This window comes from Herpetosiphon geysericola, assembly GCF_001306135.1.
Classification (GTDB): domain Bacteria; phylum Chloroflexota; class Chloroflexia; order Chloroflexales; family Herpetosiphonaceae; genus Herpetosiphon; species Herpetosiphon geysericola.
In genome coordinates this window covers 24,994-46,166 of record NZ_LGKP01000042.1, presented here as the reverse complement: position 1 = coordinate 46,166, position 21,173 = coordinate 24,994, and the positions used below count along the sequence as shown (strand labels likewise).

At 51.7% G+C, this 21,173-nt stretch carries 14 protein-coding genes; all 14 read left to right on the top strand.

The window, feature by feature from the left end; translation table 11 throughout:
* The first annotated feature begins 82 nt into the window (after positions 1 to 82).
* The 14 genes from SE18_RS25490 to SE18_RS27045 all read left to right on the top strand — a co-directional run bounded on the left by SE18_RS25490 (position 83) and on the right by SE18_RS27045 (position 20,667).
* Complete coding sequence (locus SE18_RS25490; RefSeq protein WP_054537306.1) at positions 83 to 2,017, top strand: hypothetical protein; 1,935 nt, start codon at positions 83 to 85, stop codon at positions 2,015 to 2,017.
* A gap of 15 nt (positions 2,018 to 2,032) precedes the next feature.
* Positions 2,033 to 3,373, top strand: a complete 1,341-nt coding sequence (locus SE18_RS25485; protein ID WP_054537305.1) for a hypothetical protein — start codon at positions 2,033 to 2,035, stop codon at positions 3,371 to 3,373.
* Positions 3,374 to 3,441: 68 nt separating this feature from the next.
* Positions 3,442 to 3,684, top strand: coding sequence for a hypothetical protein (locus tag SE18_RS25480; protein WP_054537304.1), 243 nt, complete (start codon positions 3,442 to 3,444; stop codon positions 3,682 to 3,684).
* A 70-nt stretch (positions 3,685 to 3,754) separates the two neighbouring features.
* Positions 3,755 to 4,183, top strand: coding sequence for a hypothetical protein (locus tag SE18_RS25475; protein ID WP_054537303.1), 429 nt, complete (start codon positions 3,755 to 3,757; stop codon positions 4,181 to 4,183).
* Positions 4,180 to 6,303: a helicase HerA domain-containing protein gene (locus SE18_RS25470; protein ID WP_054537302.1), complete on the top strand. Its 2,124-nt coding sequence runs from the start codon at positions 4,180 to 4,182 to the stop codon at positions 6,301 to 6,303. Before SE18_RS25475 ends, SE18_RS25470 begins: the two co-directional genes overlap by 4 nt.
* Positions 6,304 to 6,317: 14 nt before the next feature.
* Positions 6,318 to 6,563 carry a hypothetical protein gene (locus SE18_RS25465; protein WP_054537301.1) on the top strand — a complete coding sequence of 82 codons (246 nt, stop codon included), beginning with the start codon at positions 6,318 to 6,320 and terminating at the stop codon, positions 6,561 to 6,563.
* Entirely contained in the window at positions 6,564 to 9,776 is a 3,213-nt protein-coding gene (locus tag SE18_RS25460; protein WP_152976763.1) for a hypothetical protein, read from the top strand.
* A gap of 3 nt (positions 9,777 to 9,779) precedes the next feature.
* Positions 9,780 to 10,391, top strand: coding sequence for a hypothetical protein (locus tag SE18_RS25455; RefSeq protein ID WP_152976762.1), 612 nt, complete (start codon positions 9,780 to 9,782; stop codon positions 10,389 to 10,391).
* 10 nt (positions 10,392 to 10,401) lie between these two features.
* Entirely contained in the window at positions 10,402 to 12,876 is a 2,475-nt protein-coding gene (locus SE18_RS25450; RefSeq protein ID WP_054537298.1) for a type IV secretory system conjugative DNA transfer family protein, read from the top strand.
* Positions 12,876 to 13,880: a replication-relaxation family protein gene (locus SE18_RS25445; RefSeq protein WP_054537297.1), complete on the top strand. Its 1,005-nt coding sequence runs from the start codon at positions 12,876 to 12,878 to the stop codon at positions 13,878 to 13,880. The genes SE18_RS25450 and SE18_RS25445 overlap by 1 nt, the downstream gene beginning before the upstream one ends.
* Positions 13,881 to 14,092: 212 nt before the next feature.
* Positions 14,093 to 15,358: a hypothetical protein gene (locus SE18_RS25440; protein ID WP_054537296.1), complete on the top strand. Its 1,266-nt coding sequence runs from the start codon at positions 14,093 to 14,095 to the stop codon at positions 15,356 to 15,358.
* 821 nt (positions 15,359 to 16,179) lie between these two features.
* Positions 16,180 to 18,390 (top strand): FG-GAP repeat domain-containing protein, encoded by a 2,211-nt coding sequence (locus SE18_RS25430; RefSeq protein ID WP_054537294.1) that lies wholly within the window; start codon positions 16,180 to 16,182, stop codon positions 18,388 to 18,390.
* A gap of 61 nt (positions 18,391 to 18,451) precedes the next feature.
* Positions 18,452 to 18,997, top strand: a complete 546-nt coding sequence (locus tag SE18_RS25425) for a hypothetical protein (protein WP_054537293.1) — start codon at positions 18,452 to 18,454, stop codon at positions 18,995 to 18,997.
* Positions 18,998 to 19,425: 428 nt separating this feature from the next.
* The gene (locus SE18_RS27045) at positions 19,426 to 20,667 is read left to right on the top strand and encodes a LysM peptidoglycan-binding domain-containing M23 family metallopeptidase (protein WP_160319557.1); all 1,242 of its coding nucleotides are present in this window, start codon (positions 19,426 to 19,428) and stop codon (positions 20,665 to 20,667) included.
* The last annotated feature ends 506 nt before the right edge of the window (positions 20,668 to 21,173 follow it).

Below are 21,173 nucleotides of genomic sequence, written 5' to 3'. Positions count from 1 at the left end.
TTATGAAGGCGGCATACCCATGTAACGTATCCAAATCTGAGTGCTCTGTGCATAGTGGCTATCACGCCATAAAGGAGAACCCATGAAGCAACGGGTTATAGGAATCCTCATATTCTTGGTAATACTAATCCCAATCTGGGCCTTCGTTCTTCCTACTGTTGGGGGGGCACGTCAAAGTTTAATAACAGTTAGCATAACACTAACGGAAACTCATGTTCGACCTGGGCAAACGCTAAAGGGTGTTGTTGGGATTAGAACCAATGTTCCAGGAGCATTGACATTCGATCTTACCCTTTCAGATGGCTTGATTCTTCAATCAATCGAATCACTAGGAGGAAATACCTGTGTATCATCAGGTCAAACCGTATCTTGTAGCGCTGTAAGTATGCAAAACGGCATCCCTCAGCAACTTACAGCTCTCTTGACTGTGGATAATACAGTCGCCTCAGGTTTGGAGTTGACAGCGACAGCCACAGGTACAATCAGCGGCACAACCGTCGTAGCGAAGGATACATCCTTCGTGATTGGAACACTGGCAACCGCTACATCCTCGATCCAGCCTACGGCAACGAGTTCTATCGTAGTGACCACTGTTCAGTCTACGGTAGGCTCGTTGCCAACAACCATAGCAACAATTAATGGTGGAACAGACACCACACCAGTCATAGAGAAACCTGTGGTTCCATCAGATGCACCGGTTTCTGTCTCTTTTGACCCGGCTCTCGTCGATCGATTTGAGAATAACTATGATCCCTTCCACGCAACACTGATTGCACCTGGAGTGGTCATTACAGGCCTCAATTTTGTAGCCCCAAGCACGGTGCTCACTGGAGACGTGGACTATGTGCAGTGGTTTGGCAAAGCTAATCGTTGCTACCAACTGGAGACTCAGGAGCTTCATCCCGATCTCGATACAAATATTGAGATCGTGACGGCTGAGAATACTATATTGGCTGGGAATGATGATAGGACAGCTATCAATCCCGCAAGCAATGTCCAGTGGTGTCCCATCAGTGACGGAACCGTATTCGCCCGAATTGCTCAAAACAGAAATGTCCCACTTCCCGATCCTCGTGGCAAAACCTATGTGCTTACACTCCACGTCGTGGAGGTACCACCTACACATACACCCATTGAAGCCCCGGCTCTTCCCGCTCCTGTAGGCGTACCAAAAGAAGCAAGCGTAAACGCACCCGCTTCAAATACTCCTGTTCCTATCATCTCTATCACAACGGGCAACGATAAGCCATCAACCATAGTGAACTGTGATCCACTCATTGATGCGCCGGTAGAAGTTGAGAGTACTGATATTACGGCGGGCATTGAAACATGTGAGAGCAACGTGCAGATCCCTGATGTTGAGATGCCAACCGGTACCGTGCATGTTGCCGCTTCTATGACTGCAATCTACAGTGGCCCAGGTGCACAGTATTCCCGGCTAGCCATTCTGTCGACAAACACGAATCTTCAGATGACCGGTCGCTATCGAAATGGCTGGGTGGCGGTGCGAATGACAACGATTCCATTGATTGGCTGGGTATTTGCCGCCCATCTCCAAGTTGACTCTTGGGATTCTCCCAACACGCTTCCTGCCTCTATGCCGACACTTGCTCCAGTATTAACCGATCCCCTGACATCAACCCCTTCCACTGTTGCTCCGCCCGTCAGTGACAGCACTGGAACAGCATTGCAGATCCAAATCCAACCCAGTCAACGGATTAATGTGGTCGTACAAATCTGTAGTGGCAGTGATACGACTACTCGTTGCGTGAGTGGGGATAGTATCACCCATGCCCCAGTAACGATCACGACCCAGACTGGCGATGTGATTGCCGCTGGAATTACCGACAGTGCAGGCCGTTGGATAGTCCAATTGCCACGCAGTGCTGGCAAGGTCATTCTTAATGCTCCTTTGCTTGGGCGTACAGCAGAGATTGATCTTGGCAGCGGTCAGGGGAGTCAACTTATCCACTCATTAATTGTGCGACGGGTTAATATTCCGCCGACATTTCGATAAAGAGAGGACCGACGTATGAATCAACACGCGATCCACGCGGAATTTGAACGGCACCTTGATGTGGTTCTCAATGGTCTTGGGGTAGCTGATCGGCTCACGAAATTGCGAGCTATGCACGTTGCTTGGGAGCGGGAAGGCAGCGTCCCCGTCAATGGCAAGATCGTTTCACTAGGACCGCAGTATCGCGAGGTATCCTATGACCTGCCAATGATTGAGAGAAATGGCACTTCTGCTAAAACGCTGAGTCACGGGCGCAAGCTATTGGGTGCAGGTCTCATTGTGATCATGGCTCTCCTTTTAGGGCTGCTCTTTTCTGGTATTGGCGATGCTGCAATTGCCGGACCACGTGTTCCATCGCAACCTGTAACAGCTGCTGATGGAGCAACTGCGCCAGTGTCGCTGGGGTTTGCTAACAAAACCCTTGTTGTTCGGGCCTTCGATCCGGCAGCGGGTTGGCCGGATGTGACAGCTGCCGAGGTGAAGGGAGCCGCTCTTTGGGGTAAAACCACAATCAACATTACGTTGGGCGTTGATGCGAGCGAACTAGAAGCGGAGTTGGATGCCCTCACACCCGGCACCGAGATCCGTGTGCAGCAAGCGCAAGGAACGATCGTACGCTATCAAGTTGTGGAACAGATAGAGGCATCAACAACGGATATTAACTATGCAGCGCAAAATCAGGTGGCGCTTACCATTGTTGGTATGTCGGCTAATTCTAAGCGGCGCATTATTCGTGCGCTTCCTGAAACGATTCCTGTTCCAGTCACGGAGATGGAACATAGCCGTTTCGAGGTACACTCGCCTGTCTGGGAACAAACTCCTGGTAAGCCCCTGATCTTATCGTTCGCGCTGGATATTACCGTTCCTAGTGGAGGTGAAACTATTCCCAAACCCTGGAATCTTGATGTGCAATTTCCAGATGGAAGTCATCAAACAGTCCCCATTGCGCCAACTGAAGAATCCTCAAAACAAACGGTAGCATTGAGTATTTCTGATGTGCAGCAGGATACCGTAGAACTTACACTTATCCTACCGGGAAACGTGCGCGGTACCGTTGCATTTGCTGTACCGCCGAGGCCAACTGCTGCTGTCCGGTTTGACTCTGCGCAACGCACCAACGACCAGATCAGCGTGAAGCTTTTCATTCTTCCCGATGGTCCAGTGCAGTTAATTGATACCGCATTTGCGTGTCGTTCGTCCGCAGGCATTATCCCATTGATTCTCGACAATCTGGTATTTCCTGCCGTGATAACGGTACAAAAGGAGGTGATTGGACGATGTAGTCTTCCTGCCACATTCCATGGTCAAGTAGAAGTTATTGCATTAGAGGATCGGGCCATTGTTTCTCTTCCATGACGTGGGTTAAGCGTCAGTGATAGAGATGTTCTCGTTACCTCACTTATTTTCGTATCGGAGGTTCTCAGATGAAAATCGTGATTGCAGCTGGATGGATTAGCCAGTTAATTGAGAAGATTGGTTTGAAGGAATTGGTGTTGGTGCTCGCAGTGCTCGTTGTTGGCGGGATGATTCTAGCCGTGTTTGCTGGTAGTTTTGTCAAGTCTATCGCGAAGAATATCAACTTCGGCATGATCGTTGCCGGTATTCTCCTGACGTTCATTGGTGCATTTCTGATCGAGTCGATTACGGCGATTTTCGTCTTTAATTAGAGACTCTCGCTGATCCCTGTTAGCCCAGCGTGTAAGGACAGTCCTCTTGCACGCTGGAAAGGATTGAACTATGAGTGGCTCGGAACGATTTTCTGTGAAATTCTTCAGCGAGTTCTTACATACACCACGGCCCATCGCCAGCATTCCTGGCATAGGCCAGATAAGCATGCAGCAAATGATTCTAAGTCTGGGCATTGGTCTACTGGTGGGTGGACTCTGCAATCTGCTCTTTGGGCCAGTGATCTTTTTTCTTTCATTCTTACTGTCATCGTTAAGCTCGGTGTTAATTCTCTCGAAGGAGCAAGATCATATCAAGATCGGTGAGCGCATTATGGCTGCCATAGTCTACCAGATGCGACGTCGGATTGCCCCAGAGGAGTTGCTTTTTATCCCTAGTGATGAGGCGTTCAGTACTACTGATATGGATGCACATCGACCAGTCCTACTTATGGACGAAAATAACCAAGTAATGAGTATGCATCACGGAGGTCGTCGATGACTATCGTGACACCGCTCGCATTTCGCGTTGCTGGACGGAACCTGTTGTCAATCAATGAACGTGATTGGAAATATGTTATCAGTCAGTTTGGTGGTTTGATGGTGGGTATGCCCTACCGCTGGCGCTGGATATCGGTCTCACGGCCAGCAAGTTTGGATGGCCAGCGGCGGCAGATCCGCGCCGAGCTCGATGTGCTTACACGACCCGAGCAGATAGAGGCACGTCAGGCAACCCTCATGCAACTCCATGATATGGAGCGGGATGGAATCCACGATATCAGTCATTATTTGCTTGCGTGGCCTGAAACAGCGCAACAGCGCCAGAGCCTTCCTGCGCTGCTCCAGAGTGGCATCATTGGTCGAGTGATACCACTTAGCTCATTTCCAAATGTCTTTGGAGCCAAGCGCTATACCACGACGGGTCATGTTCTGCAATCAGTCGATGGGCACCATGCATGGCGGGGCTTCTTGAGCGCACAATTTCCAGGATCAGCGTCTCCAATGATGTTTCGCTCAATTTTGAGCCAGACATTCCCGGTCATTTTAGTGGTTGATGTCGCAAGTTATAGTCAAGCCGATGCCCGCAACAAAATCTACACGGCGATGAATGGTTTAGGAACGAGCTTCGCGATGTTTCAAGAATTTAACGCTGCCCGCAACGCAGCACGGGATGATATTGTGACGGCTGCACGCATCATTGAACAGGGATCACTCCTTCATGAAGTGCAGATTGCTGTCTTAGTTGCGGGCGAAACTGAGGATTCCGCCATTTTACATGGTCAACAGATTAAACACACCCTCGACGCAACGATTCATATGCGGCCATTGGAGGGGTATCAGAAACAGATTGGTCTATTTGCAACCCCACGGCATACGCATGAGATCCGCATTAATCAACGGCCGCACAATCTGGTTACTCACCAGTTGGCACCCCTTGTCCCTGCAGGTATTGCAACTGATCGGCGTGATAAGGGTTTGCTGTTAGGCCGTGATAAAACACAACGTCATCCACTCCGCCGAGAGCTCGCAAAGATTGCTGCAAAACACGCCTGCATTGTAGGAATATCTGGGAGTGGGAAATCTACGCTGGCTACTGTCTATGCACATCGTTTAGTTGATGAACAAGCAGTCCAGGTAATCGTGATTGATCCGCAAGAGAATTTTCATGCCCTTGCAGCGACACATCCCGGCTCATCCTTCAATCGTGTATCACTCTATTCCCAGGCTGGCCATAAACCATTGACGATTAATGTTCTTGATCCTATCGTGGATAACCTCGAAATTGGGTTAGTCGAGCAGGTTGAGCATGTCCAAAATACGATCAGTATGTTGAACCGCGAACCACTCACTCCAACCCAGTCAATGCAGTTGAGTCGAGCGCTGACGAAGCTCTACAAGGGGTTGTACGGAATGCCGCTCGATGATGCTGCCACAATCCCACTCCTCTCCGATCTCGTCGCAATTATCGATCGTGAGTTGAACAACACAGGCTTGCAGGACATTATTGCACAATGGATTGAGCCTCCCCTTGACAGCGTGTTCAATCGGCCTACAACACTGGACCTGCGTATGGTGCCAACTACACCCGTGATTATTTATGAGATTGACCGGAATATGCCAGAGCGGTTCAAGCGATTTTTTACGACACTCATCTGTGCGGCAATTCAACGTCAAGTGCGCCGTACACCGCGTGAGGGCATCATCATTATGGATGAGGCTGGCGTACTCTTGAAAGATCCCATCTTTGAAAACTTTGCCGAAAATATGGCAAAGACCATCCGCGCCTATGGGCTCGGACTCTGGATCGTCGATCAAACGCTGGAACTGCTCAAAACCCATGCTGGAAAGGAAATTTTTCAAAACACATTCATTACCGTTATTGGCCTTATGAAAACGGATCAAGGTCCGCTTTTACAGGAACTCTTCCCAATGCTCACGGATGCGCAACGCCGCAATACGATCGGTATTGATGATGATGAGGAAACAATTGAGCGCATGGCAGGCCATTTTACGTTAGTTTTGAATAACAAGGTATTCGAAATCTATAACGATCTCTCTCCATACGAACGACGATTGATAACGGTGAAAAAGACGATACACGCTGGAGCAGGCGGAGTATAACGAAGGAGCTATCTATGCGAGTATTTGATTCATTCTTAGGGCGCACAATCACAACAGAGCCAACCAACAACACCGTTGCAGCACAGGAACGTTTTCATTTGTGGGGGGCATTTCTCCAGCAGAAAATTGGTGAACTGGAGGGGCTCGTAGGTTTATCTCCACAATCTGTTGGAGTCATCAACAGCGATCCTGCTTCTGATGCACGTCTTGGTGATCCAAAACCGCTTAATATGGCCGCATTTTCCTTGGTTGAGGATTAGATGATGGTTATTGTGCTTCTCATCGTGGTATTTGTGCTCAGTATAGTCGCAGTGCTGGCATATCGTCAGGCGCATGAACGGGCATCATGGGTTCGTTATCGTGTGCGTCTGGCCCATGGGACAGACATACCGCGGGTAGAAGCACAATTTCTCGGTTTATGCTATCAGGCTGGTGGTGGCGAGATCTGGGCAGTACGGGAAGGACAATCCTACGCTTTCGTTGTTGCTTTGCCGAAGGCATGGGGTAATCGATTTGAATACATGATGACACGCTATGCACCAGGGAGTCATCTTGCTCCAGTGCGTGAACTGACATCACCACAGGCACCCATATGGAGCAAGATTACGTTCGAAACAACCACTGCACACTGGCCATTCGGGATGAACGCGTCCCTCGTTATGATCGCCATTACAAAGAACGGGCAACGAGCGATGTTTGCTGCCGATTGTGGTGAGCCACCATCCGTTATTGCTGCAAGGAACTGGCGTAAGCGCAATTTGCCGATGCCTCGATGGCTTCGTCGGTACGGTCTTGCGATCGTACGAAGCCTTTTAATCATTCCATCTATGACGAAAAATCAATCCACGGGTTTATTTCCAAATCCCACCCTTGTACCCGGATCTGCGTTGCCCGTACTTCCTTTGCATCGAACCCAGATCCGTGCTCGAACAGGTGGGGTACTCCGTCTTGGATACGCTCACGACGGCGCAGAACCAAGCTTGCCACTCGGTAATAGGCAAGCCATCGAAATTGTCGGTGGTAGCGAGGAACGTCGCCCGCTCCTCGTCCATAGCTTGAGGGCCATCCTCCAAGCTGATGCCAGCCTGATTGCCTTTCTTCAGCCAGAAACTGTCGATGTATTGCTATCATCGTCTGACCAGTTACGTCGGCGGATGCGGATCGTTGATTATCGGAGTATGGCGACAACGGCAACCCTCGATCTTTCGATGCTTTTAAATGATGATCACATAGTCTCTCTGCTTGATGAAATCATGCTTTTTGAGCCGCTTGATCCCGTTCGTCGTCTTATCCGACCAGCACTGCGGCATTGGCGCAATGATCGCGCACCGCAACAGATTGGCCTTCTTCTGGCAAGACTCCTTGATCCGCCACCTGAAGTGAGTGCGCTGGCACAAGATGAAGACGGTGGGGAGAATTTCTTTAATTGGCGCACCTATGGTGCCCGCTGGCAGATGTGTCTTCAGCCGTATATCGGACGAAAGCTTCTTGGGCTGTTGACGGCACCTGGTGAACAGGTGGCTCCCCTCATGGAAGCTGGTGGTGCATTGATTATCGTTCAACCACCAGACCCAAAACAGCGTCGTGCATTGCACCTCATCTTGGAGGCTATTATCAAGGCTCTACCGCCCGTAAGCCGTCCTATCATAGTCGCATCCGAGGGTGAGCAAAGTACTGATCGACTGGCTATCGACCCTCATGCGTCCTTGTGGACGAGCAGTACCTGGGGAAGCATTCCTGCGTGGCGGATGGCTACTGGTGGGATGCATGGCAAAGCCATCCCGTCCACTATTCGAGAATTGGTGCAGCACCCGCTGGCTTTAACAACACTGAAACAGCACTGGTTTCTCTGTGGGCCTGATGCACAGGAGTATGCAGTAATGCTTCAGCCCGGCTCCGTATCTCCTACTCGTCTAGTTCATCAAGGCGAGTTGATCCCACTCCCAACCATGCGGCCAATGGTCATGCAGACAGAGCATAATCCTTCAAGAATGGAGGAGGAGGAGCGTGCTGCCGCAGCCCAAACAGTGCTTGCGTCATTACGGCGAATTGGGGCAATTCACGGTGCGATAGGGACGATCGAGTATGTGATCGCTCATGAGGTGAAACGACGGCCCGTTGAATCCATTGAAGGGGTTATGCAAACAGAACAGACAGTCGAAGTGGCGTTACGGAATGTGTCTCCAGTAATGGAAGAACACCTTCCTATGTATCTTGCTGATGGGGCAATCGCAATGATCGATGCGCAATGGACAATGACTGACGCAACAATACGATTTCTCACAGTCAATGTGCGAACGATGCACAAACCTACAATCCCAGTATGGACGTTCCGCCTTACGGGAATCGATGGTTCTGAGCGAACCTTCCTCTGGGACCGTCTTTCACATCTTCTTGTGACTGGTACACAGGCGATACAGTGTGTCCGAGCTATTCTGTGTGATACGCTCTCAGAAGCAGATGCCGATCACACCGCACTCTTTATCCTAGGCGATATTCCTGATTCACTCACGGCATTTCTTCATGCCCCTCAGTATACAAAACTCGCTGAGAGCAAGAGCGTCTGGAATACCCTCTCACTGAATGATCAAATTGATGCGCTTTTAGCAACACATCTTGTTCCTGACTCAGATACTCGGGAGCAATTTGTTATCCTCACTGTACCAGTACTCCTGACATTAAAAATGGTACAGGCAATCATGCGGCTACTCGCGCGTGCGCATCATCGCCCAATTGTCGTTCTCTTAATTGCTGAGGAACCAGGAGCAGAACTCATACCGTTGACAAAGATTCTCCCAGTTCTGTCCAGCGCCAATACTATGGTGACCCTCCGAATTGAGCACGATCTTCAGCATCAATGTCGCCTTCCGGCAACTCTCGATGATCATATGCTGCTTTCATACCTAACCAGTTTGCCCCAACGAAAATATGCAAAAACCGTAAAAGCAGCCACCGATCCATGGACGTTTTGGCAGGTGGAGCCAACTGCCCTCGCACCTGCGATTCTAGGAGAAGACCCTATCCCCTTCACGGTATCAGAGGTTGATAGATCACAATCCTATACGACTTCTCGTCACCCTACGGGTAATCTGCAACAGCTTCATCAAGAGAATTCTTTAGGTCTCCCTCCAAGCCACCTCGATTATAGGGCATTACACACGATTGTTACGAGAGCATTGGCTGATTCTCGCCGACAAATCACGGCCCGCATGGTTATTGAAGCCTTGCCTGAGTACGACATCGATGAGCAATGTGGATGGGCCATACTAGCCCATGTCCATGACCGAACCGGAGTGTTATTGAATCGCCAAAGTGGCCGTGGTGCCTATCGCATTAATCCGAAGCTGAAAACGGAGGCTGATGTGTGGGCAATGTTTAACCACCGTGTGTCAGATGTTCCATTATCGGATGGAAGAGACAGCCAAGACGATGAAGCTGATGTGATCAACGCGCTCTATTTAGAATTGGAGTAATGGATGACAACAATTGCACCATCATCACGACGCACTATGACTCGCAGGATTGCACTCCATTGGCGAGGATGTGTCGGTTCCATTTTAATAGTGAGTCTCCTGATTATTGGAGGCAGTTATTTTTTACTTTCAAAGGTTCCATTCGCAGGTCCAATGCTGACCTTTCGCACGCTCATTAACCGCCTGATGCTGACAGGAGTCGTCATTTGGGGAATCTATCTCTTTTGGGTTCTGCTTGCAATGGTTGAAAGTGTCTGGATACGGCAGCAGGCACGCCACCAGACTCCGCTTGGACGCGGAGGATTCCTCGGCATTCGGCTCCCCAAACCGGCAGCCACCGACCCCCATGGCGCGGCTGCCGCCCGTAGTGGATATGGAGAAGCAGTGCAGGCTATTGACCCATTTCGCACGCTTGCGACAGCGCTGGCGGCGCACCAAGGCGATGCCCGAATCTCTCTGGAGCTTTGGAGTGGATCAGATGGTCGAGTGCAATGGGGACTCTGGTTACCAGCAGAGCCAGCACTCGTATTGACAACCCAGAGTCTGCTCACGGGTGCTGCACCAGGGATTGAAATCCGAACGATGGATGATCCACTGCAGGCAGTTGGACTATGAAGGAGATTGTATGACTGGCAATCCTCAATCACATACCACCGATATGGTCAATATTCCGATTGTTGCATGGCGTGAATGGCAGCTTGCCGCCGATTCGAGCTACCCATTGGTAATGGCGACCGTTGATTCAAATACCGATCTTATGGGGCCACTACTCGGGAGCCTAACGCCACTAACGGGAGTACAGCATGTTGGTGTGCAGATCATTTTGTCTCCAACCAAGGGACGATGGCAGTGGTGGGCACGGATGCGAGCAGCAATCATGCTCGAGGATGCAAAACTCACTGATCAACCGCATCTCAAGGATGTTGGCGCAGCAATCCAAGCCAAGGCTGCGGAAAAGGGATTTCGAGCCGTTCTGCGGGCAGTGGTTATTGCAACTGATCCTGAGGTTGCGGAGCGACAACTGAAACAGGTATCCAGTATCGTAGCACAATACACCCAAGAACGGGGCGATGTCACACAAGCCTGGAAGCAAAGTAGCGGTGGTATAGCCCGCCGTGATGCAGGGCATTTAGCCCATTTACCAAGACGTGACCTTCCATTCCTTCCCGCCCGGAGCATTCCGCTCCCACCACTGTGGCCCGAACAGCATCCCAGTATTCTGGTTCCCTCTGAGATTACCTTGCATTGGCATTTTCCAACACAACGGGATGTTCATATCGCGCGATGGCGGAGGAATCGGTATCTCCCGCCCGATCCACGCATCATTGTTGGTCCTATCGATGAACCACCGCCATTCTATGATGCGATAGTCCCAATCAAAGACCGGATGATTCGCGTGGCACGCGGTCGTCGTCCAGACGGCACACCCATTTATCTCGGCGTACCATTAGGAGCCTTCAGCACCCATGGCCACATCATTGCTCCTTCTGGCTCTGGCAAATCGCACTTGACGAAGGTGTTGTTAGGTGAGGTGTTTCGGGTTGGAGCTGGCGCTATTCTTTCAGATTTCAAGGGCGATACGGTTGATGACGCTATCCTCATGGTACCTTTGGAACGAGAAGGCGATGTTGCTATTTTCGACCCCACAGATACTGAGTGGCCAGTTGGATTGAACCTCTTGGATGCCCAATCGCTTCCGACGGGCGTTGATACGGATACACTTATTTCCCTCGTTGAATCGACCTTTGCTGCCATGGACGAAAACTGGCAGAAGTCCGTCGGCATGCAGCAGTTCATTGGCTGGGGAGCGAAAGCACTGATTGAAGGCGAGCCAAATGCAACTCTTGCCCACCTATCCGTATTCTTTCGGTCTGAAGAATATCGAGCGCGTATTCTCGCGAAGATACGCGATTACCAGACACGCTATTGGTGGGAGAATGTCTATCCAGATCTCTCCGAGCAACAAAAGAACTCGATGGATGCCGTCCAGCGACGGATTGATCAATTCCTCATGAATTCGACCGTCCGTCGTATTACGAATCAGCCGCGGACAAGCATTCCCATTCGTACGATGCTTGACCAGCGGGGCATTCTCTTCGCCAAATTACCGGTCGAGCGTATCGGAGAAAAAGAAGGTGCTTTTCTCGCGACACTGTTTTTGAATCAGATTGTTGCCGCAGCGTTTAGTCGCCAAGAGCTCAAGGAACCAGAACGGGAGCTCATCCTCGCATTTCTCGATGAGGTGCAAGTCATGGTCCGCCAACGCGATCCCTCATCGTTGACGAATATGCTGGAACGGCTCCGATCATTTATGGTGGGGGGATTCTTCATCCATCAACATACCGGCCAGTTCATGACGGATTTGCTCAAGGCAATTATGGCCAACTGTGGCGCACGCTTCATTGTTGGCACACGCGGCGATGATGCCGCTGTCTGGATGAGCCAATATCCGAGTTCGGGCCTGACCAAGAGTGACTATGAGAGTATTCCAGCCCGACAGGAAGGCTATGGCCATGTAACGCTGAGCACCGGTGAAACCGTTGAGTTGTTTTCATTTGAACCACTCCCACTGTGGCCACTCCCTGATCAGCGCGTTGTGCCGGTTGATGGCGTGTGGCAAACAATGACCGCAGACCAATTGACGCCAGAGGATGCGCAAATGGATGCATGGATTGCAGAGTTGGCAGAATTCAGTCCAGAAGATGCCCTCGCGTTGTTATATCGCGCACCAGAGGCGCACTGGCAGGCCTATTTGCAGCGCTGTACCCAGCATCGAGCGTGCCAGCGCCGAGCGATCTTGGCGCAGCCAGGCCTCATCCCCGACAAACGGACGCGCGTGTTGTGGCTCAGTCGGCTGCGCTATGCACGTCCAGCGATTGAGGTGCAGGCTGAGCAACTGCGACTCCTCGCAGCGTTTCCGAAGACGACCAAAAGCTCGATACCTGCAAAAGGCCATGGGCTACCAAGTAATCCATCATCGGCGCAGGGTAGTGCAGGACAACGCTATATGCGTGGTACGGGTCAAGAGGCAATTCCTGCAATGCCAGCGCCGCAAAAGCCTGGAGCCTTTAACCGGCTCGATGGAAAGGTCGGTGTGTAATGGGAATGCCACCGATACCCAAAGGCTACATCGTGCCAGGAATCCAGCTCGACCGAAGGCTCCAAATCCTTCTGGCATTCGGCATTATTGGGCCAATGCGACGGCATCAGATCCAACGGATCGCAGCGCCAGATCTGAGCCGGGAGGGATTGGCCCATCATTTGAAGATGTTGCGAAAGTCAGGTCATCTTTGGATGGAACCACTGTCTGATCCGTTTGGGCAAAAGCCCATTAATCGCGCGTTTCTGTATGCCTTAACCCAAAAAGGAAGCACGCTTCTTCGTGAGTATGTCGGCATACCCAAGCCACCATCACCCCGTGATCGTGATCGATTAATTACGAAAGAAGGGGCACTCGAGTCAACCCAGCGGGCTATTCACAGTCATATGTTAGACCAAGCAGAATTCATTACCCGATTAATTAGTGATTTGCGTGCGCTTGATCGTTTTGTTGGGATTGATGTTTGGCCCGAATATACTGCACTCGGTCATATTCGTATTGATGCGTTGATCATTATTCGATATTCCCGGCAGGGAGCATTGCATGCACTTCCTGCCAATAAGCGCTCAGCGCGATGGATGCCCTGGCTCATTCCCGACGATACCTACCCCCTTGATGATCGATTTCATGAGGAACGTCTCTTTGCATTAGAGATTGATCGGACGACCGAGGAGCTATCGGTCATTCGTGAGAAAGGTGCCGATTATCGAACGGCATATGCCACTGGCCTTTGGCGGGATCTCCTTGGCACATTTCCTATTCCAACATTTGTCGTGAAGAGTGAGACGCGACTAGCGAACATTCATCAAGCCTTTAACCGTGGCTGGTGGAACAGTCAGCCACCACAGGGACGAGCATGTTGCTATGCAGCAACATTCAAACGTCTGCCACATTCTATCGTTGATGGGTATTGGGTAGACGATGTCGGAGCAACGATATCACTGTGGGGTGATCCGTGGGAAGTTGTACCGTCTCACCTCCCTATCTACGGCCTGCGGAGTTGAGCGTTGTCCTGCTACCCATCCATACATAGATCGTGTAGAAAACTGAGAATGTATCGTGTGGTGTCGCATGCTTTTTTTCATCCATGCGACAAACGTGCGACGGAAACCATAGGCATGATCGTCGCTTTTCTCTACACTACTGGCATTAACCGATTGATGACCAGCGGTAGGAATCGGACATCAATTGAGACACAGCGAAAGGAACATTAAGCATGAACGTCGAACAAGCGTCGTACGACAGTACGCCAACTGGGGTTGGTTCCCAAGATGGTGATGCTGTTGCAATCTTGGATAGCACGCCCCACACGGGTTTCATTCAGCATGGTGTCAGCGATCTGGATGCTGCAGTGGTAGGTGCCGATGTCGTTCTGAAGAGCACCAGCCACATCGTGGAACCCATCGACACGGATGAACGTGACCGACCTCGCCGTACCAATAAGAAGGATCGGCGTGATAGTCAGCACGAGACTGAGACTGCCCCCGTCGAAAGCCAACGTGATTCAGCACCGACCCAAGATGTCGATTCCAAACCCGTTGTTATCACACAGGTCCCGCATACGTTGGGGACGGGCGATGAATGGCCAACCAATCGCGTCCTGCTCCGTGGGCGTATCGAGCAGCCAAAACGGAAAGCGATGTGGCTTAAAGGTCTTGCATCGGGGGGGGCCAGCTACCAGCAGCGAAACCTGCTGGTTGTTGAACCGGGCATGGACGACGATTTTGCAGACTTGGCCCCAAAGAAGCGGATTGCCTTACTTATCCCCGAAGGGTTGCCGCATACGCAGGTTCAGATGCTGGCACAGGGTGAGGGCAAAGAACCGCGTGAGGGTTGCCTTGTGTCCATTGTTGGACGCATGGTGCTGGAGAAGGTACGTGACCCACGCTACGAGCGGGAAAGCAACTTTGGTGGCGAGATGGTGACACGGCTCTACGTCAAAGTGCTTGAAGTCCGCCTCATTGATGAGCAAGCTGCGGATGTGGCCCTGATTCGCATAAATGGCGTGGTTGAAGAAGTTCAACGGCTCAATGGCCCACTCAATGGCTCAAAGTTCGCCTCTGGCACAGCACAACAATACCATCAGGTAACGATGGTGACGTGCGAGAAATTTGCTCGTCCTGAGCCAGGTGCAGCTCCGCGTGAAGTCAAAACACGGGTGAAGATGTTTGTCCCTATCGATACGGATAGCGCAGCGATGCTGCTGGTTCCTGGTAATCATGCCCAAGTTGAGGCGGAATACGTCCTCACAACGGCGTATCTTCCCAAGGGTCATGCGCTCTTAGATCAGGTTGATCCAACGAAACTGGATTGGTTGCGATCGCGACCCAGCGAGCATTTAGTGGTGACGAATATCATTCCCGCCCCTGATGCGCAGCCGCTTGACGGGGATGCTCAGATCGCCGCGCGGTTAGCGGGGCGGCGGCCACTCCGGCGGCGCAAACGGAAGTCGCGTGCCGAGCCGAGTCAGACGCTGGCCTAACAGACGCAATTAATCGCTGTACCAGATGGCGAGCACATGCATAGTTCGCCATCTGGCATTCGGGATGTGCAACGAGGAATAAACGATGACACTGATGCATGGGCTTTTTATTCTGGCAGTCCTAGGGTGGCTCTGTGCCACCGGTGCGCTATGGCATGCCCGGCGACGCCAAGAGCCATGCTTGCAAATGCAGATGGTACAACCGACCGAGGTTGAGCTGCGGCTCCAGCAGGTCACGAACGTTCCGACTCCAACGCACCGCTATGTCCCAGGCAATTCCACCACACGGCCGCTGAGCAAACGCCTTAACAGGTTGATCGGCGAAAGGGTATGATGGAATGCGGCAGAGGGTCTTGGTTTTCGACCAGAGCGCGCAACGCCGGCAACGATTATTGGCATGTGGTGTGGCATCACTGGCCAGCATTCTAGTTCCCATCGTTGTGGTGCATGACAGACTTCCGGCGCATCGTGAAACGGTGAACCAATCATCCTGCGATTGGTGAACACTATTCCATGAATCACGCCGGATTCGTTAGGAGTGCGATGACGCACGTTTGCAGGCACATGATCGATGTGATGATCGACACAATGAACTCCCGTTCTTGTTTGCTCTTTCTTCTTTTTCTTCATTGACAGCGACCATCACAGAACGTATCACCGATGTATGCAAGGATGCATCTGAAGCGACCATGACAATCTGAACCCGGAGCGGGGTGAAACGCTCAGAAAGCTGTCTTTGACGGGCTTGTTCTTTTCCTCTCTCGCAATGAGAAGAAAACAGCAGGCCCGTTTGGTTTTTAATGATGATAAGGATGTGTTGCATGAATACTTCAGAAGAATCGTATCCTGTCCACCGTCTCATACCATCCCTTTTTATCCTGATTGTTGCTGGTATGGTTGGTTTTCTTCTTTCTTCAGTCCAATCGAACGCTGCAGCCGCATCACAACCATTGAGTCTGCGGCCTGGATTTCCCGCACTCCAGCCCTACGGTTCATTTTTTTCCTCTCCAACGGTCATTGATCTCACCGGTGATGGTGTGCTTGACATCGTGTCAGCTGACAGTACAGGCTGCGTGTGGGGCTTTACGCCTACTGGTGGCTTACTCCCCGGTTTTCCTTGGAAGACCGGCGGCATTTGTGATAATGCCCCACGGATCAATGGCTCGTTAGCGATTGCTGATATTGATCGTGATGGTAAGCTCGATGTCGTCGCCGGGACACGTGGCACGGGATCGAGCGCTGGACAGCGTGGCAAAGTTTTTGCTTGGCGGCGTGATGGGACGGTGCTTCCAGGGTGGCCAAAAGAGATGGACTGGGCCGGAATCACGAATGGGAATACCCCCGAAGTGATGAGTGTTACCATAGTCGATATCGCTGGCAACAGCAACTTGGAGATCCTCGCCGCAACGACCAACGAGGCTGGAAGCAACACGAACTATGCACCAAACCTGTATGCGTGGAATGTGGATGGTTCGCCGGTACCGGGTTTTCCACTATCAGCCACAAAGGGATCGGGATTCTTCGGCCAGTTGGCCGCTGCGGATCTTACGGGTGATGGCAAGGCCGAAATTATCATCGGTCGTGATGAAATGTACATGAATGCCTATACCGGTACTGGTCAACAGGTGGCAGGCTGGCCCGTGCGAACCTATCTTGATGGCGCTGCTCAGACCTGGGGCCGCGATAAATATATTGAGTTCACGCGCTCTGCTCCAACCGTCGCAGATCTCGACAGCGACGGTACCCCCGAAATCATCGTCGCGGGGAAGGTTCGTGACCCGCTCCAAGCGCATCAGAATACCTCGACCGCATTAATCATCCTTGAACCGAATGGGCAGCGGCGGCCTGGCTGGTCTATCGGTCGGACGGTTGGATCGCCCCTACGGTCGAACTATTTTACGCCGAACAATCCGGTCGTTGTTGTTGATCTGGATCATGATGGTGTGCTAGAGATTGTTGTCACCTTCGACGATGGCACGATTCGGGCATATCGTGAGAATGGTGTCCAGCTCTGGTCCTATAATTATGCCAACGGACGGGCGCTCTATGCGAGTGAGGTCGCGGTTGGAGACATCACTGGGGATGGCGTGCCTGAGATAGTGTTGGGCACCTATAGCTATGATGGCTCAGCCAATAATGCTGTTGGCATGTCGGCACTCAACGCGCGATCGGGGCAGCTCCTCAGCGGCTTCCCGCTGGCGCTTCCTAATGAGGGGAACAGCACGACCGCAATACAAGGCGTTATTGCGGGTCCAACCCTCGCGGATCTCGACGGAAATTGTTCCGTTGAGCTTATTGCCCACTCAAAGGGTGGGGCGCTGTATGCCTGGAACACGCTCGGGCGGGTACAGCCTGGCTCGATGCCATGGATAACCGCGCGCTTGGCCCCGCAGCGGCATGCGAATCGTGTACCGGTCGCGTCATCGGCAAGTCAGACCTGTGGTGTGCAGCCATCAGCCACCATGACGCATGTTCCGCCTACGGCAGCTCCTTCAGCGACGAGTATTCCACCCACCGTGCCTCCATCGCCCACGATACCACCGGTTCAGGTTACACCGACCCCGCAGTCCAGTACAGGCCCAAGCATCACCAAACTGACCCTGATCAATGCTGATACCGATCTGCCAATCGCTGGTTTTGAGTCGCTTGGGAGCAGTATGACGTTGAATTTTGGCAGTTTGCCAACCCACCGATTGAATATGCAGGCATTCACGAATCCTGGGACCGTTGGCAGTGTCAAATTCGTGCTCGACGGTAGAATCACGCGGATTGAAAATGGTGCCCCCTATGCCCTCGCTGGCAATAATGGGAACGATTATAGCGCATGGACGCCGACTATTGGCCCCCATACCCTTACCATCATTGCCTATACCGGAATGCATGCATCCGGAACGGCTGGTATACCCCTGACGATCACATTTATGGTGAGCAGCCCGCCACCAGTGCCGCCAGCATCGGCACTGCCGAGTAGTGAAGGCATCGTCTTCCTTCCACTGCTCGTTGGCCGAGCAGCGACGCTTCAGTCGCTGTAGCTGATACCAATGTCTAGGCTTTTGCACAAACCGTGGAGCATAGTGACAGGACTGGCAGGATATGACTCCCATTCGCGTATTTATCCATGCGTTGCAGCATGCGTTTGATGCCGCCAACCTTAAAAGCACGACCTTGGAAATGCTCAATCCTTCAACCGACGTGGTGACCCTAGGCCTCCAATTTTTCATCGGCACGGTGGAATGTGCGGTTGCGGTCATGGAGACGCATCATCAGGGTCGTGCCAAGACGATTAAATCCATATTTCCTCGAAAATATCGAACACTGAAGCCCTTGAATATCACATTTCGACTTGATCATGAATGGCCGATGGTCGATATCTATGCACGGATAGTACGGCTTGAAGGGCGGCTTAAGGCAATACACAATGACACGATCTTCGGATTTACGATTGAATCGGGTCTCTCTGCCGATGAAGCGCAGGCGCTGAGTATTCACTACACGGAGTATGTGCGTGAAGGGGATATGGATCCCCAATGCGAACCGCATCGTTCGGCGATGCTAGCGGCATTGACGCGGGATATTGTCCATATGGGAGAGCGTATTTCCGAGTGGTTTGAAGAAGAATCATCATCATCGCGTCATTAAGCGCATGAAACCCAACTTAATTCCTGGAGCGAGGATATACGTTCAGAAAGCTGTCGAAAGGCGAGCTTGTGAGTTCATCTCTCAACAAGATGACAAGACAAGCCCGTCTTTTCTTTAACGAAGGAGTCCATACAATGGCGGTACAACCATTAGTTAATCGTGATGCAAGGATACGATCATCATTTCGGCTTCGGCGTATTCGTATTCGAAGCCGGAGTTGGAGACCCAGGCATGCTGATACGCAAGCAATACCGAAGACCGAACTCCCGGCCAACCAAGCCGCGCGAGCTGCTTGGGTGAAGCTCGGTGGTCGCCAACGCCACGCTATCCGATGGTCATTCAACGCGACACTCCATCGAGCCGCTGCGACGTATCGGCAACAGCGTCGCTCATGGTGTACACGATTACGATTATCGCCACGTGGCGCAATGCATGCAGTCGTGATCGGCTTCGCGTTCTTTATTGCCGTGTCGGATGGGTTCTCGCTGTCTTTGGGATCGCCAAAGGCAGTGCCTTCAGCGCACGTTCCGGCCAAGAGTGAGTACGCCGATAGGACAAAGCCGCGTATCCCGTTTCCGTACCCAGTACCAGCAGCAACCCGGCGTGATCCGCGCTTGAACGGGCTGGATAATGGACCACGACTGGTTACACCAACGCAGGAATCAGGGCCAATGTTCGTCGATGCGTATGTGATCCAACCACATGATACGCTCCGTGCCATTGCCACACGGTACGGTCTCCGCGTGGAATCGTTGGTCGGCTCGAACACGCTCGGCGCATGGATCACCATTGGTGACACGATTCGCATTCCCCGGCGTGATGGGGTAATTCATACCGTTGTCGTCGAGGAAACGGTGAATCAGATTGCTCAGGCGTATCAGGTCGATGCTGCCATGATCCGAACCTACGCACCAAATCAGCTTGATCGCGGACAGGCGCTTCGCCCAGGCCAAGAGCTGTTTATTCCAGAGGCGCCGTTGCCGGCTGATCGTCGGCCATCCATGGATCGAGCTGATAGCGTTGCAACACCGATGGTCATGGTTCAAACCGATGCGCAACTGTGGAGCGGACCGGGTACTATCTATAAAAGGACAGCGACGGTGCAGCATGGTGCGCAGCTGAGGGCGGTAGCTCACCATAATGGATGGCTCCAAGTCCAAGCAGACGCTGGTCTCATGTGGGTTGAGCAGCACCAGATCCAAACACCCGATAGTGTGATCGAGCGTGTCCCCGAAGCAACCGACCTGCCGCCAGCACCACCAACCTGGTTCTGGCCAACGATTGGTTCCGTCTCGTCTCCATTCGGCCAGCGTGCGCTCACGGTCAATGGTGGAACATTTCATAATGGCATTGATATTGCCAACCGTGAAGGGACTCCGATCTATGCGATTCGTCGCGGCACCGTAATCGAGGCTGGCTGGTGTCGTGGCTTCGGCTATTGTGTGAAGTTGCAGCATGACGATGACTTTACCTCAACCTATGGGCATATGATGAGTCAGCCACTAGTTGTTGAAGGGCAATGGGTTGAAGGGGGAGAACCTATCGGACTGATGGGAACCACCTATGACGCTGCAGGGGGAGGATACTCCACTGGACCACATCTCCATTTGACGCTGAAGGTCGATGGACAAGCCGTTGATCCGCTGCGCTGGCTTCCATCATCACGATAAAGACGAAACCCATGTGTGTACTGCATGAGGCAAAGTAGACATAACAATTTTTTCGTATCTAAATAATCCTACAAGCCAATGTGGAGTACGGCAACGATTCGTTCTTATAAGGGCCATAGTACATAAATGATGAGCAGATATCAATTTTTGCTCTTTCAGTCAGCATGAGCAGACCTCCATCGGCAAAGGTGTACATCATGATATCCGCTCATCATTATGAACAGACATGAATCAATAAATGACCCAAAAACAGGATTCATTGCCGTACCCCATTGAGGGTGTATGTGCGTAGAAATCAACGGTTTTAACATACGCATTAATCGGCCAGTCTCTCTATCTTTGATACAAAAGCTTCAAGTTTTCGATACAAACTTGACTATTTGAGCGTAGGACAGTTTCATTATGTATGATTCCCTACAATTTCCACGCTCATTTATAACGTTGTTGCCAGTGTCGTGTGTGAACCGCTATGACAAACCGCGGCGAAAAGGTGTCGATGTTGTGTA

Excerpts from the sequence above, each read along its gene's own strand:
- SE18_RS25490 (WP_054537306.1), top strand. The coding sequence starts at position 83 with ATGAAGCAACGGGTTATAGGAATCCTCATATTCTTGGTAATACTAATC.
- SE18_RS25485 (WP_054537305.1), top strand. The coding sequence starts at position 2,033 with ATGAATCAACACGCGATCCACGCGGAATTTGAACGGCACCTTGATGTG.
- SE18_RS25480 (WP_054537304.1), top strand. The coding sequence starts at position 3,442 with ATGAAAATCGTGATTGCAGCTGGATGGATTAGCCAGTTAATTGAGAAG.
- SE18_RS25475 (WP_054537303.1), top strand. The coding sequence starts at position 3,755 with ATGAGTGGCTCGGAACGATTTTCTGTGAAATTCTTCAGCGAGTTCTTA.
- SE18_RS25470 (WP_054537302.1), top strand. The coding sequence starts at position 4,180 with ATGACTATCGTGACACCGCTCGCATTTCGCGTTGCTGGACGGAACCTG.
- SE18_RS25465 (WP_054537301.1), top strand. The coding sequence starts at position 6,318 with ATGCGAGTATTTGATTCATTCTTAGGGCGCACAATCACAACAGAGCCA.
- SE18_RS25460 (WP_152976763.1), top strand. The coding sequence starts at position 6,564 with ATGATGGTTATTGTGCTTCTCATCGTGGTATTTGTGCTCAGTATAGTC.
- SE18_RS25455 (WP_152976762.1), top strand. The coding sequence starts at position 9,780 with ATGACAACAATTGCACCATCATCACGACGCACTATGACTCGCAGGATT.
- SE18_RS25450 (WP_054537298.1), top strand. The coding sequence starts at position 10,402 with ATGACTGGCAATCCTCAATCACATACCACCGATATGGTCAATATTCCG.
- SE18_RS25445 (WP_054537297.1), top strand. The coding sequence starts at position 12,876 with ATGGGAATGCCACCGATACCCAAAGGCTACATCGTGCCAGGAATCCAG.
- SE18_RS25440 (WP_054537296.1), top strand. The coding sequence starts at position 14,093 with ATGAACGTCGAACAAGCGTCGTACGACAGTACGCCAACTGGGGTTGGT.
- SE18_RS25430 (WP_054537294.1), top strand. The coding sequence starts at position 16,180 with ATGAATACTTCAGAAGAATCGTATCCTGTCCACCGTCTCATACCATCC.
- SE18_RS25425 (WP_054537293.1), top strand. The coding sequence starts at position 18,452 with ATGACTCCCATTCGCGTATTTATCCATGCGTTGCAGCATGCGTTTGAT.
- SE18_RS27045 (WP_160319557.1), top strand. The coding sequence starts at position 19,426 with ATGCATGCAGTCGTGATCGGCTTCGCGTTCTTTATTGCCGTGTCGGAT.